Source organism: Catenibacillus scindens (assembly GCF_014202115.1).
GTDB classification, from domain to species: Bacteria; Bacillota; Clostridia; order Lachnospirales; family Lachnospiraceae; genus Catenibacillus; species Catenibacillus scindens.
In genome coordinates this window covers 248,067-273,800 of sequence record NZ_JACHFW010000003.1, presented here as the reverse complement: position 1 = coordinate 273,800, position 25,734 = coordinate 248,067, and the positions used below count along the sequence as shown (strand labels likewise).

The following is a 25,734-nucleotide window of genomic DNA, read 5'->3' as shown; positions in this document are numbered from 1 at the left end:
ATGGAAAAAAAGTGGAAACCCTTTGAAGAGTACAATGCTCCGGCCATTTACCACGGAATGCGCCAGATGAAAGACGTCTATGTCAAAATGCGGGACGGCCAGGAATTGTGTGTGGATATTTATCTCCCGGACGCTGATGGGGCGTTCCCTGCCCTGCTGTCCTTTGGCCAGCACAATAAAGATCTGCTGGATCCTGAATACAGCGGTTCCATGCCGGCCCAGCCCTCATGGTCCCACTTCTGGTTTGGAAATATTGAAAGCGGGGATACCCGGTTTTTTACATCCAGAGGCTATGCCCATGTGATCGCCCAGGCCAGGGGCGCGGGAAAATCCGGGGAAGGAACGCCTATGGACGCCATGTGGGATCACTATGACCTGATTGAGTGGATGGCAAAGCAGGACTGGTGCGATGGAAATATCGGCATGAGCGGCCTGTCTAATTTCGGGGCAAACCAGCTCATGGCGGCAGCCGCTCAGCCGCCCCACCTGAAAGCGATTTTTCCCCAGGATCCGGGATGGTGCTACGGTTTTTTCAGGGAAATGAATCTGGGCGGCGTGCTGAATACACTTTTTTATCATCTGGATCATATGAGTGTGGATCACATGGAGCGGACGGCGCCGCCAACGCTCTCCGAGAATATGGAAGAATTGTGGGAAGCGGCCATGAAAAATCCCGACTACCGCATGTATAAAAATTTTTACAACCTGCTGACGCAAAAAGGCCAGAATAATCCCCTTGGAATGACATTCCCCTTCTTACTTTACCCTTATGACCGGCCGGAGGAGTACGGGCCGATGGCTCGGTATAAAATCGACAGTATTAAGATTCCCGTATATACCGGCTCCGGCCAGTATGCCATTGATTATCATTTCCACTGGCAGGGGGCGCAGCACTGGTGGAAGGAGCTGCACGATGTACCCAAAAAGCTTCTGCTTACAGGGCCGGCCCACCAGGAACGCCCCTATCATTCCCTGGATATGCACCAGGAAATGCTTAAATGGTACGATTACTGGCTTAAAGGGATTGACACCGGGGTTATGGATGAACCTCCGGTGCGCTACTGGGTGACAGGGGAAAACCGCTGGCACTATGCTGAGGACTGGCCCATTCCCGGAACGGTGTGGACGCCTTTTTATCTGGATACATGGGAACGGCTGCGCACACGGCCTATTGACCCGGATTCCTGGGATGGCGCCCCGGAGCCGGACAGCTTTGTTCAGATGCCGCCTACGCTGACTAATAAAATCGCGAAATTGCGGTATATGACCGACCCCCTCAGCGATGACCTGATGATCGCAGGGCCTATATCTATGACATTTTACGCATCTTTGGACAGCGAGGATACCAACTGGTTTATCACCCTCAAAGATCTGGGACCGGACACATCCGACCGGACCGGGCGGGAAGGAGAACAGGAGATTGGAAGCCTGCCGGAGAAATATCTGACGAAAGGCATGTTAAAGGCGTCGATGCGGGCTCTGGACGAGGAGCGCTCCCTGCCATATAAACCGTGGCATAAACTGACCAAAGAGGCCCAGAAAATGGTTGTTCCCGGGGAGATTAACGAATATCAGGTGGAGGTTATGTCCGTGTGCCACACGTTTAAGGCCGGACACAGGATCTGTGTGGAAATCTCCTGCCTGGATCTGCCTACGGGAACCTGCTGCGTGACAAACACAGAATATATCCCCTATCACATTTGCCGCAATGCCACGGTGCTTCATAAAATATACAGAGACGGCCAGCATCCGTCCCATATTTTGCTTCCGGTAATCCCAAAGGAAGCTCAGTAAAATTTCATAGAAACGATATTGGCTCAGAGCCGTCCCGATCTGTTTTTTCTTGACAGTCCGGGACGGCTTTGCTTACACTATAGTGAAAAAGGGATTATATGACTGCAGGAGAATGGGGGATGATCATTTGGAACAGATGAAAGAGAAAATGCTGCCGGAAATTTTGGATATACAGAATCAGGAGGAGACTTTTTCTCCGGAGGCGGAACTGATCTATATTCTTCGCGGGGAGATGAGTATCGAAATTTACGAAAAGCCGTTTACATTGAAAAATGAAGATGTGATCGTGGTCAATGCCAATGAACGGTACCGTTTTCGCGCTTCTGAGGACGTCCTGTTTGCCCGTTTCCGCATTCCGGGAATTGAAGCTGTGTCCGGCGTAAATGAAGTCTATCACCGGTTTCTGTGCAATTCCGCAATGAACGATATGAAGAATTACGATGAACTGCGCCGTGTTTTGAAAAAACTGCTTATCAGCGACCTGAACGTGCGGGAACACTCCAATCGGGTGAGCTATGCATATATGTCCTGTTTTTATGAGCTTATGCATCTTTTAACCGTACATTTTATGACAGGCATACCGGAAAACGCCCTGTCGAAGCGGGAAAAAAATGAACAGAGACTTTATAAGATTACACGTTATATTGAAAAAAACTATAATCAGGATATCAGTTTTGAATCGCTGGCCCAATATATGTATTTATCTGAGGGATATCTGTCCAGATATTTTAAAGAAAATTTCCATATGCGGTTCTCGGATTATGTGCGCAAGGTTCGTTTAGAACATGCCATGGAAGCCCTTTTATACACCGGCCGTCCGGTGACAAAAATTGCTTATGACGTGGGATTTTCCAGCGTATCGGTGTTTAACAGGGCCTTTAAAGAGACTTACGGTGAGACGCCCTCGTCCGTCCGCCAGAAAGCAGAGCGGGACGCAGCCGCCGGCAGCGGGGAGGAGGAACATCTCAGAGAGGGACTCGATCAGAAGATGACGCGGCAGCTCGCCGAATATCTTCACAGAGATGGCTCTAAAGAACCAGAGAAAAAACAGATGGAAGAAGAATGCTGCCAATTTGACGTCCGTGTATCGGCGTCTCAAAGACAGATCTGGAATCAGGTGATCAATATTGGTTCCGCGGCAGATCTGCTGAAAAGTGAGATACAGGAGCATGTGATCTTACTGAAACAGGCCTTAAATTATGAATATGTGCGTTTTTGGAGTATTTTTTCAAAGGAGATGCTTATTGACGCCAGCGGCGATGAGAATGTCTACAATTTTTCCAAGCTGGATCAGGTGCTGGATTTCCTTTCAGAACAGGGTATCAAGCCTTTTTTTGACATGGAGGAGAAGATACGCCGCATTAATCAAAATATGTATACAGCCATCGTCTACGAGAAAAATCCCATTGTTTTTAAAAATATCGGGCATTTTCAGAGGGTGATGGACGCCCTCATGCGCCATCTGGTGAAGCGCTACGGCTCAGAAGATATGGCGTCGTGGAAAATGGAAGTGTGGTTCGGCGGTTATACCATTGAAGGTATGGAGCCTTTTGACGGCTATTTTCATATTTTCCGGAGTATTTACGGCATTGTAAAAAAGTATGTTCCTCAGATGGAAGTGGGCGGGTGCGGTGTTTTTCCTGAGGCGATCAAGGACCCGCGGCTGCGTTCAAGAAATATATGGAAAGAATGGCGCAGCCAGGCGCCCCGGCCGGATTTTATCTCGGCCATGAATTATGCCTATGAAGCGGATCCTGATGGGAAAGATTTATTCGGATACCGGAATTGTGACAGCCGGTATTTGCTCCACAGCGTCCTTCAGTTAAAAAATGAGCTGAAACAGGCGGATTTTGATGATATACAGCTTTATATTACCGAGTGGAACCTTACCGTTTCTGACAGAAACTATATCAATGATACCTGTTTTCAGGGAGCCTATGTGATAAAAAATGTTATTGACGTCTGTGAAAGTGTGGATATGCTCGGATATTTTACGGGGACGGACCGCGTCTCCCAGCACTATGATTCCGGACAGCTTCTCTACGGGGGAGCCGGTCTGCTGAATAAAGACAGCATATTAAAGCCATCAGCCTTTGCTGTGGATTTTTTAAATCACCTTCTGAAATATACTGTAAAAAAAGGCGGCCATTTTTGGATGACTACCGACCGGAAAGGCAGCTATCACATGGTCTGCCATAACATGAAAGAGATGGGGCAGTATTATTATATGACAGATGAGGGAATGCTTGAAAAGGAGAATGTGGAGGATTGCTTTAAAGAGCATAACCCTTTACATCTGGAAATCGGGTTGGATCACATAGACAGCGGGGAATATGTAATCCGTATGTATAGAGTGAATAAAGACAGCGGAAGTATTCTTGATATCTGGAAAGAGATCGGTTTTCACCAGGAACTTTTGCGGGATGATGTGAAATATATCCGGCGGATCTGCGAACCCCGCCTGGCTATATGGAATGAAAAAGTTGACAACAATTTGATGGTTCTTAATCTGGAGCTTAAAGCGAATGAATTTGCTTTAGTCAGGATTTGTAAGGTCTGATTAAAAGCACAGAAATCAGAAAGAGAAAAAAGGTCAGAAGTATACATTAAAATTCTGATCTTTTTTTGCGCCTGTTTTTGGGAATCGGAAAAAAGTGATGAGATGTCAGAAAAGAGATGTACCAGCGGTAAAGCGCCAACGGGGAATGGCGGATATAATAAACCCATCAATAAATGAAAGACAGCCGGTACAAGATTTCCCCGGATCGGGGAAAAGCAGGCAACAAAAGGAGGAGATATGGGATGATACCTTTAAGGCTGAATTTTACAGATGTGATCTGCGATCATTCCCTGCGGCATATTTTTGCCAATGGTCAGAAGGTGGGGTGTCAGTTTGACGTGCGCCTCAGCTATTACAGAGGCCATTTTTTATCCGCTATTGATGAATTAAGAGTGCGGATTGACGGACACGAAATTGATCCGATGGATATAACCATTGGCCTGAAGGGGAAAGATTATGGTCTGGCGGCGCTGCCCCGCCTTGGCAGTGTATTCTGGCCGGTGGCGGAGCCGGCGACGGTGAAGGTGTATAAACAGGGAGGATTCGATGCGGGGGGACATGATATTGAGTTTATTATGTATTTCCGATCCCCCTATATGGAAATGGCACCCAATGAATTTATGCCCAACGATGGCTGCGGTTTTAAGCGGCTGGCATTTGAAGGAGGTGCCGGAGCATGAGCAACGTAAAGCTGGGAGTGACATTATATTCTTTCTCCACAGAATATTGCAGAGGGGATATGACCATGGAGGACTGTATCCGAAAGGCGAAAGAGCTGGGTGCCGAGGGATTTGAGATTGTGGCCACCCAGATGGTTCCTTCCTACCCTTATGTCAGCGATGAGTTTTTAGGGGAGTTTGACGCCATCTGCCGCTATTACAATATGGAGCCGGTATGCTACGGCGCCAATATGGACAAGGGTCTGTACAGAGACCGGTGTATGACTGATGACGAAATGATCCAGACGGCCATTAATGATATTAAAAACGCCCATAAAATGGGCTGTAAAGTTATGAGAGAGCAGTATCTCATCGGGCCGAAAAATTTTGTCCGCCTTGCGCCTTACGCTGAAAGTTACAACGTGAAGGTGGGCATTGAGATCCACAATCCGGATTTTCCGGGATCGCCTCTTATGGATGAGTTTGCCGAGGCCATTGATAAGAGCGGATCAAAATATCTTGGATTTATACCCGATTTTGGATGTTTTGCCAATAAGCCTAACAAAATGCTCTGGGATAATGCTCTGGCGGCGGGAGGCAATTTAAAGATCATGGAGATGATCAGGGATATGCGCTACGAAGATGTGCCTGTGGAGGAAGCTCAGACAAGAGCTGTAGAGGCGGGAGCTAAGAAGCCGGAGCTGGAGTTTTTGCGTGACAGTTACGGAACACTCCAGTTTAGAAAAGATATTTCCAAACTGCTGGAAGGGCTTAGAAAAATCATGCCTATGTGTGTCCATATGCACGGAAAATATCACTATGTCAGTGAAGACCTGGAGGAAGCGGCGATTCCTTATCCGGAAATTCTTAAAGTAATTAAAGATTCAGATTATGAGGGCTACATTGTTTCGGAGTACGAGGAGTACAATTCAGGGCGTTCTATGGAAATGTTAAAACGTCATCTGCAGATGATGAAAAAATATTTATACTATTAAGTAAATGGAGGAAAGGTATTATGAAGTTAAAAAAATTATTGGCATTGGGAACTGCGGCAGTACTTATGGCGTCTTCACTGGCAGCCTGCGGCGCGGATACATCCGGCGGGAGCGGATCCGACAGCCAGGATACAGCGTCCGCCCAGAGCAGCGGGGCGGCGTCCACTGACGGAGCAGTTCAAAATGAGACGGGCGCCGCTGGGGACAGTGAAGATGGGGGAAGCGGATCTGGTACGGGCACATTTAAAATCGGATACAACATTTTAGCCCAGGGTTCCTATGCTCTGGATACCCTGGCCCATAATCAGGAATTTGTCATTGAAGCTTTTGGCAGCGAAGTTCAGGCCATCAGTGACGACGGCCAGGTGGATAAGATTGTTCAGGACGTTGAAAATATGATCGCTTCCGGTTGTGATGGATTGATCATATGGCTGCCTGCCGATAATCTTTACCAGACCGTCATTGATATCTGTACCAACGCGCAGGTACCCTTTGTATTTTCGGATAAGCTGCCTATGGATGAATCCATTAAAGAGCAGCTTATGACCAATGAATATTTTGCCGGAGCGGTAGGCCCTGCCAATGCGGAGTATGGCTCGCTGATCGCCCAGTATGCCCTGGATCAGGGGTATACAGACTGTATTATTTCCACAGGAACCCAGGGTGATCCCACGGATACCCCACGTATTGAAGCTTTCAGAGAAACTTTTGAGGCTGGCGGCGGCACAATAGAGCAAGTAGTTTATTCTGACAATCAGGATAATATCCCCATTTATGTTGAAAATGCCCTGATCGCCTATCCCGATGTGGATTTTGTCTATGGAACAGGTTCGGATTACGGTATTGGCGCTTGCACCGCCATTGAAAACCAGGGACTTGACGCGAAAGTCCTGACTTCCGGCCTGGACAGCGGAGCCCTTGAGCGGTTGGCAGCCGGAGGCCCTCTGGAATTTGTCAACGGCGACTTCTGGGTGAGCGGCACACTGTCCACAGTTCTTTTGATGAATTATCTTAACGGCAATCCCATTAAGGATGGGGACGGCAATCCGGTGTGGATTGACAACATTATGCCGTTTGAGGTTTCCGCAGATCAGTACGCGGACTTCCAGGCAACATTTGTTGACGGAGACTTTTATTCAGCAGACGAGATCCGGGCTATGAACGGTATTACATATGATGAGTTTATGAATATTGTAAACAGCTATTCCCTTGAAGAAAGATTGGCTGCCCATCAATAATCCGGCAGACAGCCCTTTTATACTCCATGAGATTTAAAGGAGGTACCTTTTATGGCTGCAAAAGCAGTGAAAACCGGCGCCGACCAGAAGAAAATACGTCTGAGAAACCAGATTATTGTTATCGGAATTATTGTGGCTATTTATGTCATTGCAAATTTCCTTACTGGTGGAAAAGTGTTCAGACCCAACAATATCCGGACAATATTGACCCAGGTAACGTATCCGTTAATGGTTGGACTCGGTTTAATGTTCATTTTTACAACCGGTATGATCGACCTGTCTGTGGGGGCCCAGGTCATTCTGGCGGCCAATGTGGGCGCGATCGCGGTTCAGATTTACGGTCTTGGCTATCCGGGGCTGATCATAGGGACGGTTGTTACTCTGGTCATCACAGAACTGCTCTGTACATCCTGTTCCCTGTTTCTCAAGATTCCTTCGTGGGTGGCGGGACTTGGGTGCGCTCTTGTCTTTGAGGCCCTGGGAATGATTCTGGTGGGCGCCTATTCGGAGACGCTGGGAACGTCCATTGTCTATCTTGAGAAATGCGACGGTTTTGGGTCTTTCCTGGTAATTTTTATTATAGCTGTGGTTGTGGCGGTTATCGCCTATTTTATCTTTAACCGCACACAATTTGGATATAACCTGAGAGCCATCGGCGGCGGCGGGGAAGTTGCCGAGGCCATGGGTATCAACCGGAAAAAAACGATTATTATGGCCGCGATTATCGGCGCTGTGATTATTGCTATCGGGGGCATCACCCAGTTAAGCTATACCGGGCGTTTTACACCCACCAGCGGCATGGGCAGCCTGAGCGGTATTTTTAAATCGCTGGCGGTTGTGCTTATTTCAGGATCATTCTCCAGGATTTTTAATGACGTTATCGGCTGCGTGGTTGGCGCATTTATTGTAGCAGGATTATTCAATGTATTAACACTCCTTGGCGTACCGTCAGGTACAGGTCAGGATATTTGTCTGGGCGTTGTGGTTATGCTGTGCGGTATTCTCTCAGCTCTGCACTATAAGGGGGTTCAGAAGTAATGGCAGAAGAAATGTTAAGAATTGAAGGCGTCAGTAAAAGCTTTGGCCCTACAAAGGCAAACCGGGATGTAAACCTGATTCTGAACAAAGGCACTGTCCTTGGACTGGCGGGAGAAAACGGCTCAGGAAAATCTACCCTCGCCTCCATGGTTTGCGGAATGCTTAAAAAAGACAGCGGCAAATTTTATAAGAATGGCCAGGTGTATAATCCCTTCAGTCCTGCGGACGCGGCAAAGCACGGCGTTGCCATGGTCGTCCAGGAGCTTGGCGTTATAGGCAATCTCAGCGGCGTTGTAAATATGTTTCTTGGAAAAATGGATAAATACAAAAAGGGCCCGCTGGTAGATTTGGCGGCGATGAATAGAGATGCTGAAAGCGTTTTTGAAAAATGGGGGCTGCCGAAAGTCCCTTTGGACGTAGCAGCGGGAACACTGTCCATTGAGCAGAGAAAGATCATGGAACTGGCCCGTGCCCTGATCACAGATCCGGATTTTCTTGTGCTGGATGAGATTTCCCAGGCCTTGTCCCAGGATAACCGTGAAGTTTTGTACGCCTTTATCAAAAAATTTATTTCTCTGGGACGCACTATATTGATGGTAACTCATGATCTTGAGGAAATGGTGGAGATTTGCGATGAGATCGCTGTTTTGCGCGACGGTGTGATCGTAGAGAGCAAGGCGGCTGAAAAATATTCTATGAATGAGTTAAAGCGCCTGATGATCGGCCGGGAGGTGTCCGGCGATTATTACCGTGATGACTGGGAGGAATCTTATCAGAAAGAGGTTATCCTTTCTGTGAAAAACCTTAATGTTCCGGGAAAATGTGAAAACATTTCCTTTGATCTGCATAAGGGAGAGATCCTGGCCATCTGTGGTCTTTCCGATGCGGGTATCCATGAGGTGGGAAGCGCTATTTTCGGCCTTGAGGAAGGCCGGCGCGGTAAAGTAACTGCCGGATCCGGCCATAAGGAGATACAGAAACCCGGCGATATTATTAAAACCCGGGGAGCATATCTCTCCAAAGACCGTGACGCCAATGGACTTATGCTGGACGCATCCATCGGGGACAATCTGATCCTGCCTTCGGCCAGAGACCTGTCGGGCAAAGGAGCTTTTTTAAGTCCTGTCAAAGCGAGAAAGCTGGCTCAGAGAGCGTCGGAGGCATTTGAAATTAAATCTACCGGCCTTCGCCATATAGTCCGGCGATTAAGCGGCGGAAATAAACAGAAAGTTAATTTGAGCCGCTGGCTTATTAAAGACCTGGATTATATTATCCTTGACTGTCCCACCCGCGGCGTGGATATCGGTGTTAAGGCATATATTTACAGTGTTCTTAAAAAGGCAAAGGCGGACGGCCTTGGGATTATCATGATCTCAGACGAGCTTCCCGAAGCCATGGGTATGTCGGACCGTATCCTTGTCATGAAAAATCATCAATTCGCAGCCATGCTGTCCCGAAATACAGATTTTACTGAGGATAAGATTATGGAGGTGATGTTGTGATGTCAAAGAGGAAAATAAACTTTAATATTAGCACGTGGCTTCCTGTCATAATTTTTGTGCTGGTTGCTGTAATTTTTGGGATCGCAACAAAAGGCAGTCTTTTTACATCAACCAACCTGATGAATTTGTTTAACCAGTCTGTACCCACGATTATCGCCGGCCTTGGTATGTTGTTTGTGGCAGCTATGGGGTCCACGGATATTACCTGCGGTGTGATCGTTGCCCTGGTTGGCTGCTTTGGGCTGATGGCGTCCACGAATGTAAATCCGTTCTTCATGATTCCGGTATCCCTGCTTATTGGTCTGGCATCGGGGCTCCTCCTTGGCTATATTAACGCGAAGCGGAAAGTGTCCTCCTTTATGGCCTCACTGGCGATGCTGATGGCCTACAGGGCTGTTGTCAACCTGATGTTAAGCAACACCTCCTTTTATTTGCCCGATTCTTTGAAATTTATAGATAATTTTGCTTTTAAGATTATCTCCGTTATTATTATGGTGGCTATTATTGTCTATATTTTTCACTATACACGTTTTGGCGTCTATGTAAAGGATATCGGTGAAAATGAAGTGGCCGTACAGCATACCGGCATCAATGTGGACGCTGTTAAGATCGCGGCATTTGCTGTATCCGGATTTATGGCGGCCGTTGCCGGCATTTATATGGTAGCCCGTCTCGGCGGAACCAATAATACCATTGGAAGCGGATTTGAGATGAAGGTAATGATGGCTCTGTTTATCGCCGGTGTTCCTGTCCAGGGCGGTGTAGGTTCCAAAGTTTATAAACTGATTTTTGGCGCTGTTATAATCAATATGCTTGAAAATGGCCTTGTTCTGTGCGGCACAAGCGGGGCGGTGACTCAGCTTGTTCGCGGCCTGGTGCTTTTGGGGGCGGTAGCTCTGACAGCCTATCTGGGCAAGCATTTTGCCAACGTTGGCGTTGAGGCGGCTCATAACCAGAGAGAAAATGCCGGGGAGACCGCAAAATAAGCCTATGGCGGAATAAAGTGAAAAAAAGTACTTGATATTTTCCTCAAAAAGATGTATTGTAATATCACGTGTTTTTGATAAAGACAAATGTACACCCAGTAAAGACATATGTCGTTTAAAGTAAGATGTGTCCGGTGTGCCGGCGCGTTCATCTGTTAAGGTGTGATCGGGCCGGCGCCTGGGGGGACAGACATATATAAGGAGGAAATATCAAAATGAAAAAAGTTGTAAAATTTGGCGGAAGCTCCCTGGCCAGCGCTGAACAGTTTAAAAAGGTTGGGAAGATCATTCATGAGGATTCTTCACGAAGATATGTTGTTCCCAGCGCGCCGGGGAAACGATTTTCCAGTGATACAAAGGTCACAGATATGCTTTACGAATGCTACGGGGCTGCTGAAAACGGCAAGAATTTTAAGCCGATGCTGGAAAAGATACAGGCAAGATACAACGAGATTATCCAGGGCCTGGGATTAAATCTGTCCTTAAAGGATGAATTTGAAAAGATCCGGGAGAATTTTGAGGCCAAGGCCGGCAGAGAATATGCTGCGTCCCGGGGAGAATACTTAAATGGTATTATCATGGCCAACTATCTGAATTTTGAGTTTATTGACGCGGCTCAGGTGATTTTTTTTAATGAAGACGGCACTTTAAATAATGATAAGACAAATACAATGCTCTATGAACGCCTTAAAGGCTGTGAATACGCTGTGATTCCGGGATTTTACGGCGCTCTGGATGATGGGACAGTTAAGACATTTTCCAGGGGAGGATCAGATATTACAGGCTCTTTAGTTGCCAGAGCCATTACAGCGGATCTTTATGAGAACTGGACGGACGTATCCGGTTTCCTTGTAGCAGATCCGAGAGTTGTCAACAACCCTGAGGTAATTGACACGATTACTTACAGAGAGCTTCGAGAGTTGTCCTATATGGGCGCTTCCGTACTCCATGAGGACGCCATCTTCCCGGTGAGAAAGGCCGGTATTCCTATTAATATCCGCAATACAAACGCGCCGGAGGAGAAGGGAACACTTATTGTAGAGAGTACATGCAGACGTCCCCGGTACACTATCACAGGTATTGCAGGAAAGAAAGGGTTTGCTGCCATTAATATTGACAAAGCAATGATGAACTCAGAGATTGGCTTTGGCCGGAAAGTTCTGGAAGTTTTTGAGGAGAACGGTATTTCCTTTGAACACATGCCTTCCGGCATTGATACGATGACAATCTTTGTCCATCAGCCGGAATTTGTGGAGAAAGAGCAGCAGGTGATCGCAGGTATCCACAGAGCGGTTGATCCGGATTTTGTTGAGCTTGAGGCAGATCTGGCACTGATCGCTGTGGTTGGCCGTGGTATGAAAGCGACCCGGGGAACTGCCGGACGGATCTTTTCCGCTCTGGCCCATGCACGCGTCAATGTTAAAATGATTGATCAGGGTTCCAGTGAGCTGAATATTATTATCGGTGTGAAAAACAATGATTTTGAAACAGCGATCCGGGCTATCTATGATATTTTTGTGACAGCACAGCTTTAAAAGGCAAAAGGACTCCTGAAGCCATGAGCTTTCAGGAGTCTTTTTTGCTATCCTGTGTGGGGTGGATCTGGACATCAAAATCTTTCTGTACTGCCCGCTTATAATGGAGATAGTTGGCGCCCACCCGCATGGTGTTGAGAAGATTAATGATCTCATCCACAGAGAGAAAATCATCGGTCCCGGTATTCAGCCATGTGCGGACGGAAAGAAAATGGAGTTCAATAAATATTTTTAAAAAATGTTCGCGGAGACTGTCTCTGGGCATACCGTCGTGATCCATCATTTCATTGATCTGCTCGCGGAGCAGAGTCTTTATCTTCTTTACAAAATAAGAATCTCCGTTTTCCGGATCCAGAAGAACGGCCATAGCTTTGCGGTTTTTCTGGCAGAACTTAAACCAGCATAAAAGCTGTTCCGGAGGAGAACAGTTGAATTTCTCGTCAAAGATCTGGGCGTTCATAGGAATATGGGGATGCTGGGGAAGGGAACCGTACATATGGGTCATTTCCTGCATCAGAGAGTCCTGGATATGCTGCATCAGATCATAAATATCATTAAAATACTGGTAAAAAGTTCCCCTGGTAATACCGGAATGAGCGCAGAGATCTTTCACGGAAATTTTATCCCATTTTTTTTGCGGAATCAGATCCAGATAGGCGCCAACGATCCGTTCTCTCGTCTGGCTGGCCTTAGTTGTTTTTTTGGCGATGTTTTTGGTATCGGACACAGGATCACTTCCTTTCATTTGTAATATATTGGTAAATCTCTTCTTTTGTCCTGAGATTTTTAATCCTGTCTTCAGGGACATCTTTCTGATAAATTTTTTCAAGAAGGTAAAATAACAGTATCGCCTGGTCAGTGGGAATAGCGGCCATAATGACTGTGCGGATTTTAATGCCATTCCACAAAATACGGTGTTCCATGGTAGCCACCGACAGACGGGGATCGCCTTCTGGCTTTAGGGCATAGACGAAGGCAATGCCCGGATGGTAGGCGTAGGAAAGGATTTTTTCCCGCCGTGAGATGGTTTCAAAAAGCTTATCCCGTTCCTCCTGGGTGTTTGCCACATCCCCGGCTAAAAGCTTTAAAAGGATTATTTTATCTATATTTTCAACGTTTTCATGCCATACAGCCTCTTTAAAAAGCCGTTCCGGAGAAGTCTGATCAGACAGATACAGGCTTTGAGTATGGCGCAGGTTAATATAGTTTTCAATATTTCGGTGATCCTGGTCGTTTAAAAAGGGTGAAATAAACAGCACTGTACTTCCATCAGGTACGGGAATATTTTTCCTGGTTGTCGACAGGATGAGATCAATATTGGTGAAATCATAGGAGTCTTTTTCGTTAACCGGGAGCAACTCGATGACATCCATATAACATCCGAAAGCGCCAAGAAGTTTTCGCTTTAAAGCCCACATGGCGGGAAGATTTAAGTGGCAGCAGATGATGGCCCGGATTTTGCGTTCCGGTATATTCTGGTTGAGATATTCCATGGCACCGCTGATACATAGCGCAAGGTATAAAAGTTCAGAGCTGTCTGCCGTGCGGCCAAGATATTCTATGGCAATGTCCTGAAATAGCCAGGCGATCTCATATTCCACAGTGAGACGCTGCCGGGTCAGATTGATATTTTCCTGGATATTAAAAATATGTTCCGGCATTTGAAAATATCGGATATATTGAAGCAGGGTAATATAAAAATCCTCATCGGCGGAAAAATCCAAGTCAAAATATTTGTGTATTCGCTGTATATAGGCGTTGGCCATATGAATTGTCTGGTAATCAAAATAATGTCCGATGGTGGAAAAGTTTAACTGGCGGGCGTCCATAAGGCGAGCGCCGGCAATTTTTGTATAGATTTCAGTGACCTCGCACTTAGGGAAAGCAATGTCCAGTTGCTTTTCAAGGGCTTCCATAATATCTTTTGTCGCCTGCCAGGCTGGAGTGTCCGCAATATCTCTCTGAATATCTTCAATCAGATGGCCCTGGCGGACGCGAAGATACATGATCACAACAGCCAGATCAAGCATGACCCGGTTAGGGTCCTCAAGACGTATGGAGTAAAGGTTTAAGTAATGACTGATGGTCAGAGATACTGTATCAAGAATTTTTTCATCCAAAAAGACACTGCCATAATAGGCGTTGCCTTTTGAGTTGTAATTCCAGTCCTCATGGAAAAGACGGTTTAATATGGAGCGCCGCTTGCGCTCGTTTTCCTCAAAGGACAGTTCGTCTTTGACCTGGATAAGAGAGATATAAGGCGGCGACAGGACATATTTTTCCCTAAGATCGTTGAGATCATGCTCCAGTGTCGTATGACTGACAAAAATCTCCTCTTCCAGATCATAAAGATTTAATGGGATGTCTGACAGACATAACGTAAATGTGAGATAGCGCACTCGTTCTTCCCGGGTAAAAAAGGCGTTGTCCATATGTCCCAATTGCCGTAAAATGTCTGGATTCTCCGAATGGAAAAAATAGCCTTTGCTTTTCTCCGAGACGATCCGTGTGTGAAACGGTTCAAGATTTTTGTTGATCTCAGCAATATCATTGCGAATAGTACGGGGAGATACATTCAATTGTCTGGCAAGCTGGCTGCTTGTGAGAAAAGACGGCTGATTTTGCATGATATGTAACAATTTTCGCTGGCGCAATGACAGGCTCCACGTTTCCATTCTTATAGTTCCTTTCCGTACCGCCCGAATCCGCGGCACTACTGACTTTTAATATATTTTACCAAAAAGTTCAGATTGAGTAAAGTATCCTCTTGATTGTTACTGTTTACTGGCAAGCCAGCGAACAGTAACTCTTGATTTCCACTTTATAGCGGAAAAAGTCGGTTTGAGTAAAATTGCCTCATAGATTACTATATAGTCAGAAAAAGAAAGGTAGGAGGACAAAACATGAGCTACAATTTTTTTGTGAAAAGTGACATTGAATTTGGCAGGGGTGCAGCAGAAAAGCTTCCTGAGGTGATCAAAGCCAATGGCATTAAGAATGTTATGGTTATCTACGATCAGGGCGTTAAAGCTGCGGGAATTTCTGAAAAGGTATTGGACCAGGTGAAAAAAGCTGATGTTAATGTAACCGTTTTTGATAAAGTACTTCCCAATCCATCCAACGAGCTGGTTGAGGAAGCTGCAGTTATCGCGAAGGAGGCCAATGTTGACGGATTTGTCGCTGTCGGCGGCGGCAGCAGCATCGACCTTGCGAAGGCTGTGAACGTATTAATGACAAACCCAGGTAAGATCGGCGAGTACGGCGGAATGAACATGGTGAAGAATCCGGTTCATCCTCTTATCGCTATCCCGACAACAGCAGGTACTTCCAGTGAGATCACAAACGTTGTTGCGCTTATTGATACAGAGAAGGTTATTAAATACGTTATTATTGATAACAAGCTGACACCAAGCCATGTTATCGCTGATCCTGAATTTACAAAGACTATGCCGGCTTCCGTTACAGCCGCTACAGGTATGGATGCTATCACACATGCGGTAGAGAGCTACATTTCCAACATGGCGACTCCGATGACAGAGTATAATTCTCTGAAAGGTCTCAATATCCTGTATAACAATATCCGTACTGCTGTACATAACGGATCTGACATGGATGCCAGAGAGCAGATGATGCTCGGCTGCGTGATCACAGGCTTTGGTTTCTCCAACGCCAACCTTGGTCTTGTTCACGGTATTGCCCACACACTGAGCGCTCATTTCGGTCTTGCCCATGGTATGGCTAACGCTACAGTTCTTCCTTATGTTATGGAATTTAACGCTGAGAGCTGCCCTGAGAAGATGGTCGAGCTTGCTAAAGATATTGATCTTCCTCTCACAGGCAACATGGATGAAGATAAATACGCCCTTGCCAACGCGCTGAAAGATCTGACAAAAGATCTTGGCATTAAGACCTTGTCCGAGCAGGGCATCCAGGAAAAAGATTTTGATATGCTGGCAGAAGATGTACTTAAAGAGCCGGTACTTGGCTTCAACCCACGTCAGAATATTACAAAAGAACAGGTTATCGAAATTTTAAAGAAAGCATTTTGATTATAGCAGTTCAGCCATCAGGGATGGCACGGGTTGAACTGTCAAAGACTTAGAATAGCAGTTCAGCCGATTGAATGTTACTTTTACTTTTAATCAATACTGGAGGAATCTGAAATGAAAAAGAAAATGGCATTATGCACACCAATCCCAGACAAAAAACTGGATATTATTAAAGAATACTGCGACGTGACAATCTGCGGTGAGTTAAAGCATGGCAAAGGAAATGTTACAGAAGAAATGACCCGTGAAGAGTGCATGGGCAGCGAGCTTGTTGTTCTTGGCGATGAATACGCCGGAGCGGACACAATTACCGCGTGGGCGAATGCCGGCATGAAGTTCCTTGGCGTTGCCAAAGGTACACCGGCTACTGTCGACTATGACGCTATTGCTAACGCAGGGCTTGAACTTTCCTATACACCGGGAAGAAACCGCGTTGCTGTTGCGGAGTTTTGTATTGGTATGATGATTGCCTCCACAAGACGTCTGGCATTAAGCAGCACCGGCCTTCAGAAAGGCGAGCATCTGGGCGCTCCTGTAGATGATGTTTACAATGTTCCTGATGTTAAGAATGTTACATGGGGTCCTCTGGATGCCAACCATCCGTTTACAGATTACGGCATCGGCTTTGAACTGTATGGAAAAACTCTTGGTATCGCAGGTTACGGCGCTATCGGCCGCGAGGTTGCAGTGAGAGCTATGGCTTTTGGCATGGATGTTATCGCTTACGATCCTTACTGCCCGGTTGAAAAGATTGAGGCTGACGGAGCAAAGGCTGTAGATCTGGATACAATGTTAAGTCAGAGTGATATTATCAGCATTCATTTACCGGTTCTTCCGTCCACAAAGGGTATGGTCAACAAAGACTGGTTCTCCAAGATGAAGAAGACTGCTTATGTGATTAACACAGCGAGAGCTGCGGTTATTGACCAGAAAGATTTTGTAGAAGCTCTTCAGAATGGCACAATTGCCGGAGCTGCTGTCGATGTATTCTGGCAGGAGCCAATCCCGGCAAATCATCCGCTGCTGTCCATGAGAAATGTAACTCTGACACCTCATATGGCAGGTTTGACAACAGATGTTGACGGATGGTCCGGAAACATGATGGGCGATGAAGTTATCGCTTACCTGAAAGGCGAACCAAGAAAATATCTCTGGAAGCTTAAAAAATAATGTATAAATGCTGTTGTTTCCCGCGGTAGGAAAAATGCCGCGGGACAACATCAAGGAGGTTGTTACTGTTCACGGGGGTGAACAGTAACATGCGCTTAAACCACGGAAAATTCGCTGCGCAATGGTTTAAGCGCATCCTGAATCACTTTCTTACGCCGGAAACAGCAGGTGTTTCCGGCTACCGTGAATAGTAACAGGAGGTTTACTTACTATGGAAAACAAATGTCAATGTCATAGAAAGGGTGAAAAATTTCCACATCTTTTTTCGCCTATCCGGATCGGAAATATCCGGCTTAAAAACAGAATCATAGGAGCCCCGACAAGTCCGGGAATGATATCAACCGAAGGTCATGTTATACCGGAAATGATTGCCTATATGTCTGAAAAAGCCAGCGGCGGCGCTGCTGTCGTAACTTATGGCGAGGCTATTGTTCATTCCGCGACCGGAAAATCTCATAATGTTCAGCTTCAGTTAGATTCCAAAGGCGTTCGCCACAGCCTGTCTGAGATGGCCAGAGCTATTCATGATGCCGGTTGTTATGCGAACATCCAGCTTTCCCACGGCGGAAAGTACGGCGGTCTTGCCAGCGTTGGCGGTGACCGGGACGTAAATGCGGTTGCCTATGGCCCAAGTCATGAGGTTACACCGGCCGGGGAAGTTTATGAGATGTCCAAAGACATGATCTATGAGATTCTGGAATCCTATAAAAACGCTGCTATGCTCTGCAAGGACTGCGGATTTGATATGGTGCAGGTACATGCGGCCCATGGATGGCTGTTCTCTCAGTTCCTTTCCCCGGTAATGAATCAGAGAACCGATGAGTTTGGCGGATCTCTGGAGAATCGTGCCCGCTTCCTGATGATGGCTCTGGATAAAGTTCGTGAAGGCGTTGGCCCTGGATTCCCAATTGAATGCCGTCTGTCCGGTGATGATCTGACCCCTGCAGGATTAGGTCTTGAGGACTGCATTAAGGTTGCTGAGATGATTCAGGACAAAGTAGATCTGTTCAATATCTCCTGCGGAAACCATGAAGATCCGGATATGTTCTGCCGTACTCATCCGTCCGCATTTTATCCGAGAGGCGTCAACGTGTATCTGGCAGCAGCCATTAAAAAACATGTGAATAAACCTGTAGCCTGCGTTGGTTCTCTGATTGATCCTGCTCAGATGGAAGAAATTATTGCTTCCGGTCAGGCAGACCTTGTAGAGATCGCCCGTGGTCTTGTGGCAGATCCGTTCCTGCCCCAGAAAGCATTTGAAGGCAGAGAGGATGATATTACCCCGTGTCTGCGCTGCTATGAATGTTTTGGAGAGACGTCTAAGTCTGATTCCTTAAAATGTACAGTGAATCCGACCATGGGACAGCAGATGGGCGCCAAGTTCGGCGTTAAACCTATCGAGCGGAGAAAGAAAGTCCTTATTGCCGGCGGCGGCCCCGCAGGTATGGAAGCAGCCATTACAGCGGCTAACCGGGGACACAATGTAACATTGGTAGAAAAGACCGACAAACTGGGCGGTAATCTTCACCCTGCAGGCGCACCTTACTTTAAGAAAGATATTGCGGATTTCTGTAATGTGCTTATTCGCAGAGTAAAGAAAGCCGGCGTAAATGTTATTTATAATACAGAAGTGACTCCGGAATATGTAGAGCAGTTTGCACCGGATACATTGATGGTCGCTATTGGCTCCAATGAATTTAAGCCGCCGATCAAAGGTATTGACCTGCCTAACGTTATTATGGCTATCGATGCGGAACTTCATCCGGAAAAACTTGGCAAGAAAGTAGCCATTATTGGCGGCGGTCTTGTAGGCGCTGAGGGCGCGGTGTCTTTCAAGCACGAAGGCAAGGAATGTACGATTATCGAGATGAAGCCGGATGTTGCCATGGAGGTTAATTCCTTCTACCGGGGCGGCTTGATGCCGGAAATTAATAAATCGGCCACATGCTATGTAAACACTACTGTGAAAGAGATTACACCGGAAGGCGTTATCTGCGAAAGAGGCGGAGAGGAATTTCTTGTGGAAGCTGATTCCGTTGTCATCGCTGTTGGTTTCCGAGCGCCTTATGACAAGGTTGACGCTCTTTGCGACAAGGTTGACGAGTATTATATCCTTGGCGACTGTAAGAAGGTTGGCCAGATTTACGATGCTATTAATAACGGCTATTACATGGCGCTTCTTGTATAAATCGAACAAAATTGATAAAAGTGTCATGTAAAAAACAGTTGAATAATACTATACTTAAAATAGTGGGAGACTGGATATTCAGTACAGTGCCCAAGAAGAACTGATGCCGGGGTCTGGTATGTGCCAGATTTCGGATCACCACCTTTTTAAACGATATAAAGTGAAAGGATGAATTTGTTATGAAGTATGAAAACATTAGAAAACAGGTTCTCGAAGCAATCCTTCAGGCAGTTGACCTTGGCCTGATCAACGGAACATCCGGAAATATCGCGTTAAGAGATGATACTGACGATGTCGTAGCTATCACTCCAAGCGGTATTCCATATACTCATATGACAGCAGATCAGATCGCTATTGTTGATATGAACGGAAAATGGATTGATGGTCCTTTCAAACCATCATCAGAAGTTCCGATGCACACAGCAGTTTTAAGAAGCCGTCCGGACGTTAAAGCAACTGTACATACACATGGTATGTTCGCTACAATTATGGCTATGCTTGACGAGCCCCTTCAGCCGACAACTCCTCCTCAGGCAGAGTTTGTTCCTGTACGTATTGTGCCATTTACAATGCCGGGAAGCGATGAAGTTGCACAGCGTGTTGTTGAGACACTGGGCGCTGACGGTCGCGCCGTTCTGATTAAAAACCATGGTATGTTCTGTTGCGGTAAAGATATGAAAGCAGCTATGTCCGCTACAATCTACACAGAGGAAATGGCTCAGACTGCTTACTATGCAAAACTTCTCGGCAAATTCCAGCCAATGTCCGAAGAAGCTGTTGCAGCTATGAAAGCTCTGATCGCTGCTGACCAGGCTGTTTAATTTTCGCTTTATACAGATACAATTTCTTTCATTATAGGATCTGTCCCGCCCTGCATTTTTGCAGGGCGGGTTTTGTAATGGGAAAAATATCCGCTTATCTCTGATGGCTGGTCCTTATGCAAGCATAAACCATCCTGCCCCATTCCTGAAAGTTACTGTTCACTGGCAAGCCAGAGAACAGTAACTTTCGCAGGCTTTATTTAAAGTTTTGCTTCGCAAAAGAAGCCTGCGAACACCTGAATCACCTTCTTACGCAGCCAGACAGCAAGTGTCTGGCTGCTGTGTGAACAGTAACGATGGCTGAACTGTAGTTACAAAATAAATAAGTTTTTTATTGACGAATATTTTTCATGTTGTTATAATAAACTAGTAACAGGTATTGGCGTAGTAGCCAAGTGGTAAGGCAAAGGTCTGCAACACCTTGATTCACCGGTTCAAATCCGGTCTGCGCCTTTCTTATGGAGTGCTTCAAATCCAGTATTTATGCGGGTTTGAAGCACTTTTTGCATTTGGGAAAACTTGTACAAAGTTATACATATCATGCACTGAAGACACTGCCTGGATAGTCACTGCGCTAACTGGCTGAGCTGATGGTACCAGCTTTGTGTTTGGCCCTCCACATCACTGTTGAGAAAAACTGTCTGATCTGTCAGGTCGATCTCAATGACCGGGGATTCCTTTTTGTACATAAACATCATGACATCTTCATCCTGTCCGTTTCGGAAAAAACCTACAAGGAGACGATCGGTATCCCCTCCGTTGGTCCGTCGGAAGTCATCGTCGGGGAGCGCATCGAGCTGTCTGAGGCCAAGGATATCTTCGGCGCCGAAACTGCAGTCGTAGAAAGCGTAGGAGATGGTGACTGTATCCTGATCTATTGCCATGGATACGGAGGCTGTATCCAGTTGGTGAAGTATACCGGCAACGCCGACACATACTGCTACAGCGGCGACAACAAAAATACCGGTGATGGACAGAAACCACTTGGCACCAGGATGGGCCATATTCAAAGTATAGTTGGTGCTGCACAGGCGATCTTGGACCCAGAGGTGACGGTCATCTGGGTTGGAATACCAACCATTTTTCCAATATTCATCATCATCGGAAATCAGCGGCGCTTGATCTGCATCCAGGAAAATGCGCCTTTGCTGCACAATAATCAAAACTCCGGCGATGATAGCTGCGGCTCCGAGAAAATCTACAGCGGCATAGATGATATAGTCCCACAGATGGAGGCTTCTGGCAGCAAAAAATCTCAGAGATATATACAGGCTTGCGGAAAAACTGGCGTAATCGGCCGCGATGATGACGATGGACCAGGTTCGTTTTTCCAGGCGGTTGATCTTTTCGTTAACCTGTGAATCTTTGCTGTAAACTGTGTTTTTGCGGGAAGTCAGACATTGATGAAGTACAAGAAAGAACAGAGGGATAAAAACCGCGATAGCCGGGAAGCTCCACGCTCCGGAGACGGAAAGAAAAGAACGTCGGGCAGCCGGTATGCACCAGAAAAGCAGGCCCACGGCAAATGGGATCAAATGCCACTTCCAGGAAATGGGGAAATGAGCGGACATAGCACTGACTCGTGTATCAATGGCAATAGTGGCGTGAGTCTGCGGCATGAACCACTGATGGCGGACTTTCAGCGCATACATCTTCCGCTGGGCCAGGATGCGTATCAGTGAGAAAATACAGCAATATTCCAATGCCCACAGAACCCACAGTAAGGTGCTGATACCCATGGTAAAAATCGGGAGAAAAGAGATGATCATGCCCACAGCGAGGTTGATCCACTGAAAACGGCGGAGTGTTCGGCGGTACTTTCCCGTAAGGATCAAGACATCGGAGTGATCCTTCTGATCTTCCGGAATGTGGATTCCCAGGATCATGCCTTCATGAAATTTATCCCTGCCGGAATAGACAAAGCCGCACAAACCGACCATGCTCAGAGTGATGGCGGCAAACATACAGATCATAATGGCTGTTATCATGGCTTATCCCTCCTCGATACATGTGGGATGCATCTGTCCGAAAATATTTTTACACAATTGAAGAAATTCCTCACACCCAACACCTTTAAGACAGGCTTCTGCAGATAAAAGTTCCAGTTCTTTTTCCAGTTTTTCCCGATAATCGCTATTTCCACAGCCTACAGGGCATACAGTGGCCCCCTTCCTCCGGTCAATCTCAATAAAACCTTCGGTTTTTAAAAGCTGGTACGCCTTATTTACTGTCATGGTATTCACCCCGGCATCGGCAGCGAGCTGGCGCACTGTAGGAAGATGTTCCCCGGCTTTCAATTCTCCCCGGCCAATGCCTGCAACAATCTGGTTGCGAAGCTGGGCATAAATGGGAATCACACTTTTTGTATCTAATGTAATCAGCATATTCTCACCTGCTTTTAAGTATTATTTGTATTATATATAATAATACAAATAATACTTAGCGTCAAGGAGAATATGAATAGTTACAAAAGATTTGCCCAAAGGACTGAAATAGCGTATAATAGAACCGCTTTAGAAAGGACATGGTAAAGAGTATGGAGCAGCTTTCTTTATTTACAATGGGAGAAGAAAAAAATACATTCAGTGATATTTGCGATATTCTCGGATGTGATAACAATATACCGGCATGGCCGGATTTATTTGGAAAAGCTGTCAGGAGCTATTTGTCCGAAAATAACATTGAAAATATACGAACATTAAGTTTATTTTCCGGCGCAGGAGGGCTGGATATTGGTTTTTGTGATGTGGGATTTGAAATCATAGAGTCGGTGGAGATTGAAAAAAAGTTCTGTCAGACACTGGAACTAAATTCCGGTCAGGGAAAGCGTTTTGAAAATTGTAAAGTTCAGTGTGTGGACATAAAAGATTATACCGGCGATCATCTGGGAAAAAATCGACTTTATTATCGGCGGTCCGCCGTGTCAGACATTCAGCGCCGCAGGACGCCGGGCCAACGGGGTGGCCGGAACCCAGGATGCGAGAGGCATTTTGTTTAGGGAATATGTAAGATTGCTTGAAAAAATTTCTCCTGCTGGATTCCTCTTTGAAAATGTCTACGGGATTATGGGCGCTCAGGGAGGAAAAGCCTGGAAAGAAATTTCAGAGAGCTTTTCTAATGCAGGTTATCAATTATTTTACAGAATTGTTGACGCGGCGGACTATGGAGTACCGCAGCATAGAGAGAGGCTGCTTATTGTAGGTTTAAAAGAAGGAAAATTTAAGTTTCCAAGACCGACGCACGGGCCGGACTCTCCCGACGGCGCGCCATTTTATAACGCTGAAACGGCGGTCACGGGCGTTGAACTGACGCCGGATGAGCGAAAAACCGGAATCGGTGGGAAATACGGCGCTTTGCTGGACAACATTCCTCCCGGGTTAAATTACAGCTTTTACACAGAAAAGATGGGGCATCCCACGCCAATTTTTGCATGGCGGTCAAAGTTCTCAGACTTTCTTTATAAGGCAGATCCAAATACGCCGGTGAGGACAATAAAAGCCCAGGGAGGCGCGTATACGGGGCCCTTTCACTGGGAAAACCGTCCCTTTGCCTGCTCAGAGTATAAGCGGCTGCAGACATTTCCCGATGATTATGAAATCAGCGGGACGAAGCAGACGGCGGTAAAGCAGATTGGCAATTCTGTTCCGCCTCAACTGGCCCGCATTATGTCCATTGCTATCCGGCAGCAGGTTTTTAAGACAAAATTTCCTTTTAAGCTGTCCCCTTTGGAGGAGGGGGGAGGAGTTGACATTTAGAAAGCGGAAACGTCAACTGACAGCCATATATCAGGAAAAGGCAAGGATGGCCATAGAATCTCTCAGAGAACATCGAACTGTGCTTCCGGATTCCCACAGATATTTGTGCCGGATGACCGATACATTTAAATTTGAGGTCGTTGAAAAATCTTGTGACAGCCAGTATGAAGTTACAGTGGATTGGGGAAATAGGTTAAAAATCGCGGTCAGATCCAATTCGGACAGAATAGAGGACAGTGTTATTGATATCCATATACGCCCCAACGGAGAGGACTGGAACCTTGGCATTGATGAGGTCATTATAAACGTATTTTCAGATGAATTGCGATCCTTTACAGTGGCATGGAAGGCTTTTGAACATGAATTGGCGATTCACTCCATAAAGGCAGATATTGTCCAGCTTAACGGCTATTATCAGTACATCCCCCGACTGAAATGTGAGTGCAGCATTAATAGTCATGTCAGATATAGGGATATTATTTGCAAAGTGGTGTCTGGAGTGGCGGTGGCAAAACTGGTTTCGTCAGATGAGTTAGCTGCCTGTTGGAATACTTCAAAAAATGAACTTACAGAAATCGGAGAACTTTTGCGGTTTCTCGGATATGAGATTCGCAACCACAACACAAATCCGCAGATTGAGGAAGGATATTGGCTTGTGCCATATGCCTTTCCCACTTTGACGCCTCAGAGCGTACAGTTGAGAAAGAAGATAAAATAAACAGGAAACGCTGGAACAGAACTAATATAAGGGGGATGACATCATGGAAATATCGGTGATGTTGAGTTGAAGGACGGGCGTGTTATTGTGGAAGCCTGGGACGCCAAATATGGCAAGCCCTATTTAAGAGATGAACTTGAAGAGCTGCGGGATAAGATATTGACATCGCCGGGCGTAAGGACTGCCGGGTTTATTGTGGACAGCAAGGTTGACCGGAGAAGGGATATTGTGGAACGGGCGGAAGAAATTTCTGCCGAGACCGGGGCAGAGATACAATTGTTCTCCTTTGACGAATGGCTTCAATATCAGACACGGGGCATTAATGCTGCCCAACTGGACGGGATTGGGGAGAAATGGCTTACGGCAGTGGTGGAATCCTTTGCTCAGCGACGGTCGGAAATAGCTCCCATTGATGAACCTTGCGAAGCGTGGATACAGGATTTGATCAAAAGACTGCAATGAAAAAGTTTTATGTAAGCCCTTATTTGGCGTTACTATTCACAGTCCCCTCCGCGCTGCATTCGCAATCCCGCCTGCTTTGCAGGCTTTACAGCTGCTGCCGCAGCTTCGATTGCTCATTTGGCGGAGGTTCCTGCTTCGCAGGCTGATTTGAAGCAGGTACCCATCTTCTTACGAGCAAGTTCGACGAATCTGTGTATCTGCTTCAAATCGACTGTGAATAGCAACTATTTGGCCTAAAAACCGGCAAAGGAGCTGTCACCATTA

General features: G+C 46.3%; 21 protein-coding genes and 1 tRNA gene. 18 read left to right on the top strand and 4 right to left on the bottom strand.

Annotation, left to right across the window (positions count from 1 at the left end; translation table 11 throughout):
- From HNP82_RS06185 to HNP82_RS06145, 9 genes are all read left to right on the top strand, one after another.
- Nucleotides 1-1,794 (top strand): CocE/NonD family hydrolase, encoded by a 1,794-nt coding sequence (locus tag HNP82_RS06185; protein ID WP_183772561.1) that lies wholly within the window; start codon nucleotides 1-3, stop codon nucleotides 1,792-1,794.
- Nucleotides 1,795-1,906: 112 nt separating this feature from the next.
- Nucleotides 1,907-4,354: a GH39 family glycosyl hydrolase gene (locus HNP82_RS06180; protein ID WP_183772559.1), complete on the top strand. Its 2,448-nt coding sequence runs from the start codon at nucleotides 1,907-1,909 to the stop codon at nucleotides 4,352-4,354.
- Between the two features lie 242 nt (nucleotides 4,355-4,596).
- Complete coding sequence (locus tag HNP82_RS06175; RefSeq protein ID WP_183772557.1) at nucleotides 4,597-5,034, top strand: C-glycoside deglycosidase beta subunit domain-containing protein; 438 nt, start codon at nucleotides 4,597-4,599, stop codon at nucleotides 5,032-5,034.
- On the top strand, nucleotides 5,031-6,008 hold the full coding sequence (locus HNP82_RS06170; protein WP_183772555.1) for a sugar phosphate isomerase/epimerase family protein: 978 nt from the start codon (nucleotides 5,031-5,033) through the stop codon (nucleotides 6,006-6,008). The genes HNP82_RS06175 and HNP82_RS06170 overlap by 4 nt, the downstream gene beginning before the upstream one ends.
- Before the next feature lie 20 nt (nucleotides 6,009-6,028).
- The gene (locus tag HNP82_RS06165; RefSeq protein WP_183772553.1) at nucleotides 6,029-7,246 is read left to right on the top strand and encodes a sugar ABC transporter substrate-binding protein; all 1,218 of its coding nucleotides are present in this window, start codon (nucleotides 6,029-6,031) and stop codon (nucleotides 7,244-7,246) included.
- Between the two features lie 51 nt (nucleotides 7,247-7,297).
- Nucleotides 7,298-8,284 carry an ABC transporter permease gene (locus HNP82_RS06160; protein WP_183772551.1) on the top strand — a complete coding sequence of 329 codons (987 nt, stop codon included), beginning with the start codon at nucleotides 7,298-7,300 and terminating at the stop codon, nucleotides 8,282-8,284.
- Nucleotides 8,284-9,786 carry a sugar ABC transporter ATP-binding protein gene (locus tag HNP82_RS06155; RefSeq protein WP_183772549.1) on the top strand — a complete coding sequence of 501 codons (1,503 nt, stop codon included), beginning with the start codon at nucleotides 8,284-8,286 and terminating at the stop codon, nucleotides 9,784-9,786. Before HNP82_RS06160 ends, HNP82_RS06155 begins: the two co-directional genes overlap by 1 nt.
- Nucleotides 9,786-10,772, top strand: a complete 987-nt coding sequence (locus tag HNP82_RS06150) for an ABC transporter permease (RefSeq protein ID WP_183772547.1) — start codon at nucleotides 9,786-9,788, stop codon at nucleotides 10,770-10,772. The genes HNP82_RS06155 and HNP82_RS06150 overlap by 1 nt, the downstream gene beginning before the upstream one ends.
- Before the next feature lie 215 nt (nucleotides 10,773-10,987).
- Nucleotides 10,988-12,307 (top strand): aspartate kinase, encoded by a 1,320-nt coding sequence (locus HNP82_RS06145; RefSeq protein ID WP_183772545.1) that lies wholly within the window; start codon nucleotides 10,988-10,990, stop codon nucleotides 12,305-12,307.
- Between the two features lie 31 nt (nucleotides 12,308-12,338).
- Here HNP82_RS06145 and HNP82_RS06140 read toward each other — a convergent pair whose 3' ends face one another.
- Together HNP82_RS06140 and HNP82_RS06135 are read right to left on the bottom strand one after the other, a co-directional pair.
- A complete protein-coding gene (locus tag HNP82_RS06140) occupies nucleotides 12,339-13,034 on the bottom strand; it encodes a TetR/AcrR family transcriptional regulator (protein ID WP_330599463.1) in 696 nt (231 codons plus the stop codon).
- A 4-nt stretch (nucleotides 13,035-13,038) separates the two neighbouring features.
- Nucleotides 13,039-14,982, bottom strand: coding sequence for a BglG family transcription antiterminator (locus HNP82_RS06135; RefSeq protein WP_183772541.1), 1,944 nt, complete (start codon nucleotides 14,980-14,982; stop codon nucleotides 13,039-13,041).
- Between the two features lie 228 nt (nucleotides 14,983-15,210).
- On the opposite strand from HNP82_RS06135, the gene HNP82_RS06130 reads away from it, so the two are divergent.
- From HNP82_RS06130 to HNP82_RS06110, 5 genes are all read left to right on the top strand, one after another.
- A complete protein-coding gene (locus HNP82_RS06130) occupies nucleotides 15,211-16,356 on the top strand; it encodes an iron-containing alcohol dehydrogenase (protein WP_183772539.1) in 1,146 nt (381 codons plus the stop codon).
- A gap of 114 nt (nucleotides 16,357-16,470) precedes the next feature.
- The gene (locus HNP82_RS06125; RefSeq protein ID WP_183772537.1) at nucleotides 16,471-17,526 is read left to right on the top strand and encodes an NAD(P)-dependent oxidoreductase; all 1,056 of its coding nucleotides are present in this window, start codon (nucleotides 16,471-16,473) and stop codon (nucleotides 17,524-17,526) included.
- A gap of 211 nt (nucleotides 17,527-17,737) precedes the next feature.
- On the top strand, nucleotides 17,738-19,714 hold the full coding sequence (locus tag HNP82_RS06120) for an oxidoreductase (protein ID WP_183772535.1): 1,977 nt from the start codon (nucleotides 17,738-17,740) through the stop codon (nucleotides 19,712-19,714).
- A 179-nt stretch (nucleotides 19,715-19,893) separates the two neighbouring features.
- Nucleotides 19,894-20,535 carry a class II aldolase/adducin family protein gene (locus tag HNP82_RS06115; RefSeq protein ID WP_183772533.1) on the top strand — a complete coding sequence of 214 codons (642 nt, stop codon included), beginning with the start codon at nucleotides 19,894-19,896 and terminating at the stop codon, nucleotides 20,533-20,535.
- 381 nt (nucleotides 20,536-20,916) lie between these two features.
- Nucleotides 20,917-20,988, top strand: a tRNA-Cys gene (locus HNP82_RS06110).
- Between the two features lie 113 nt (nucleotides 20,989-21,101).
- Here the strand turns inward: HNP82_RS06110 and HNP82_RS06105 are convergent.
- Together HNP82_RS06105 and HNP82_RS06100 are read right to left on the bottom strand one after the other, a co-directional pair.
- Complete coding sequence (locus HNP82_RS06105; protein WP_183772531.1) at nucleotides 21,102-22,523, bottom strand: hypothetical protein; 1,422 nt, start codon at nucleotides 22,521-22,523, stop codon at nucleotides 21,102-21,104.
- Nucleotides 22,524-22,526: 3 nt separating this feature from the next.
- The gene (locus HNP82_RS06100) at nucleotides 22,527-22,919 is read right to left on the bottom strand and encodes a GntR family transcriptional regulator (protein ID WP_183772529.1); all 393 of its coding nucleotides are present in this window, start codon (nucleotides 22,917-22,919) and stop codon (nucleotides 22,527-22,529) included.
- A gap of 140 nt (nucleotides 22,920-23,059) precedes the next feature.
- On the opposite strand from HNP82_RS06100, the gene HNP82_RS18185 reads away from it, so the two are divergent.
- The 4 genes from HNP82_RS18185 to HNP82_RS06080 all read left to right on the top strand — a co-directional run bounded on the left by HNP82_RS18185 (nucleotide 23,060) and on the right by HNP82_RS06080 (nucleotide 25,470).
- Nucleotides 23,060-23,533, top strand: a complete 474-nt coding sequence (locus HNP82_RS18185) for a DNA cytosine methyltransferase (protein WP_183772527.1) — start codon at nucleotides 23,060-23,062, stop codon at nucleotides 23,531-23,533.
- Nucleotides 23,415-24,290, top strand: a complete 876-nt coding sequence (locus tag HNP82_RS06090; protein WP_330599470.1) for a DNA cytosine methyltransferase — start codon at nucleotides 23,415-23,417, stop codon at nucleotides 24,288-24,290. Before HNP82_RS18185 ends, HNP82_RS06090 begins: the two co-directional genes overlap by 119 nt.
- A complete protein-coding gene (locus tag HNP82_RS06085; protein ID WP_183772523.1) occupies nucleotides 24,280-25,008 on the top strand; it encodes a hypothetical protein in 729 nt (242 codons plus the stop codon). The genes HNP82_RS06090 and HNP82_RS06085 overlap by 11 nt, the downstream gene beginning before the upstream one ends.
- A 66-nt stretch (nucleotides 25,009-25,074) precedes the next feature.
- Nucleotides 25,075-25,470, top strand: coding sequence for a hypothetical protein (locus HNP82_RS06080; protein WP_183772521.1), 396 nt, complete (start codon nucleotides 25,075-25,077; stop codon nucleotides 25,468-25,470).
- Nucleotides 25,471-25,734: the final 264 nt, after the last annotated feature.

Coding starts and splice junctions, on each gene's coding strand:
- HNP82_RS06185 (WP_183772561.1), top strand. CDS start 1: ATGGAAAAAAAGTGGAAACCCTTTGAAGAGTACAATGCTCCGGCCATT.
- HNP82_RS06180 (WP_183772559.1), top strand. CDS start 1,907: ATGGGGGATGATCATTTGGAACAGATGAAAGAGAAAATGCTGCCGGAA.
- HNP82_RS06175 (WP_183772557.1), top strand. CDS start 4,597: ATGATACCTTTAAGGCTGAATTTTACAGATGTGATCTGCGATCATTCC.
- HNP82_RS06170 (WP_183772555.1), top strand. CDS start 5,031: ATGAGCAACGTAAAGCTGGGAGTGACATTATATTCTTTCTCCACAGAA.
- HNP82_RS06165 (WP_183772553.1), top strand. CDS start 6,029: ATGAAGTTAAAAAAATTATTGGCATTGGGAACTGCGGCAGTACTTATG.
- HNP82_RS06160 (WP_183772551.1), top strand. CDS start 7,298: ATGGCTGCAAAAGCAGTGAAAACCGGCGCCGACCAGAAGAAAATACGT.
- HNP82_RS06155 (WP_183772549.1), top strand. CDS start 8,284: ATGGCAGAAGAAATGTTAAGAATTGAAGGCGTCAGTAAAAGCTTTGGC.
- HNP82_RS06150 (WP_183772547.1), top strand. CDS start 9,786: ATGTCAAAGAGGAAAATAAACTTTAATATTAGCACGTGGCTTCCTGTC.
- HNP82_RS06145 (WP_183772545.1), top strand. CDS start 10,988: ATGAAAAAAGTTGTAAAATTTGGCGGAAGCTCCCTGGCCAGCGCTGAA.
- HNP82_RS06135 (WP_183772541.1), bottom strand. CDS start 14,982: ATGGAAACGTGGAGCCTGTCATTGCGCCAGCGAAAATTGTTACATATC.
- HNP82_RS06130 (WP_183772539.1), top strand. CDS start 15,211: ATGAGCTACAATTTTTTTGTGAAAAGTGACATTGAATTTGGCAGGGGT.
- HNP82_RS06125 (WP_183772537.1), top strand. CDS start 16,471: ATGAAAAAGAAAATGGCATTATGCACACCAATCCCAGACAAAAAACTG.
- HNP82_RS06120 (WP_183772535.1), top strand. CDS start 17,738: ATGGAAAACAAATGTCAATGTCATAGAAAGGGTGAAAAATTTCCACAT.
- HNP82_RS06115 (WP_183772533.1), top strand. CDS start 19,894: ATGAAGTATGAAAACATTAGAAAACAGGTTCTCGAAGCAATCCTTCAG.
- HNP82_RS06105 (WP_183772531.1), bottom strand. CDS start 22,523: ATGATAACAGCCATTATGATCTGTATGTTTGCCGCCATCACTCTGAGC.
- HNP82_RS06100 (WP_183772529.1), bottom strand. CDS start 22,919: ATGCTGATTACATTAGATACAAAAAGTGTGATTCCCATTTATGCCCAG.
- HNP82_RS18185 (WP_183772527.1), top strand. CDS start 23,060: ATGGTAAAGAGTATGGAGCAGCTTTCTTTATTTACAATGGGAGAAGAA.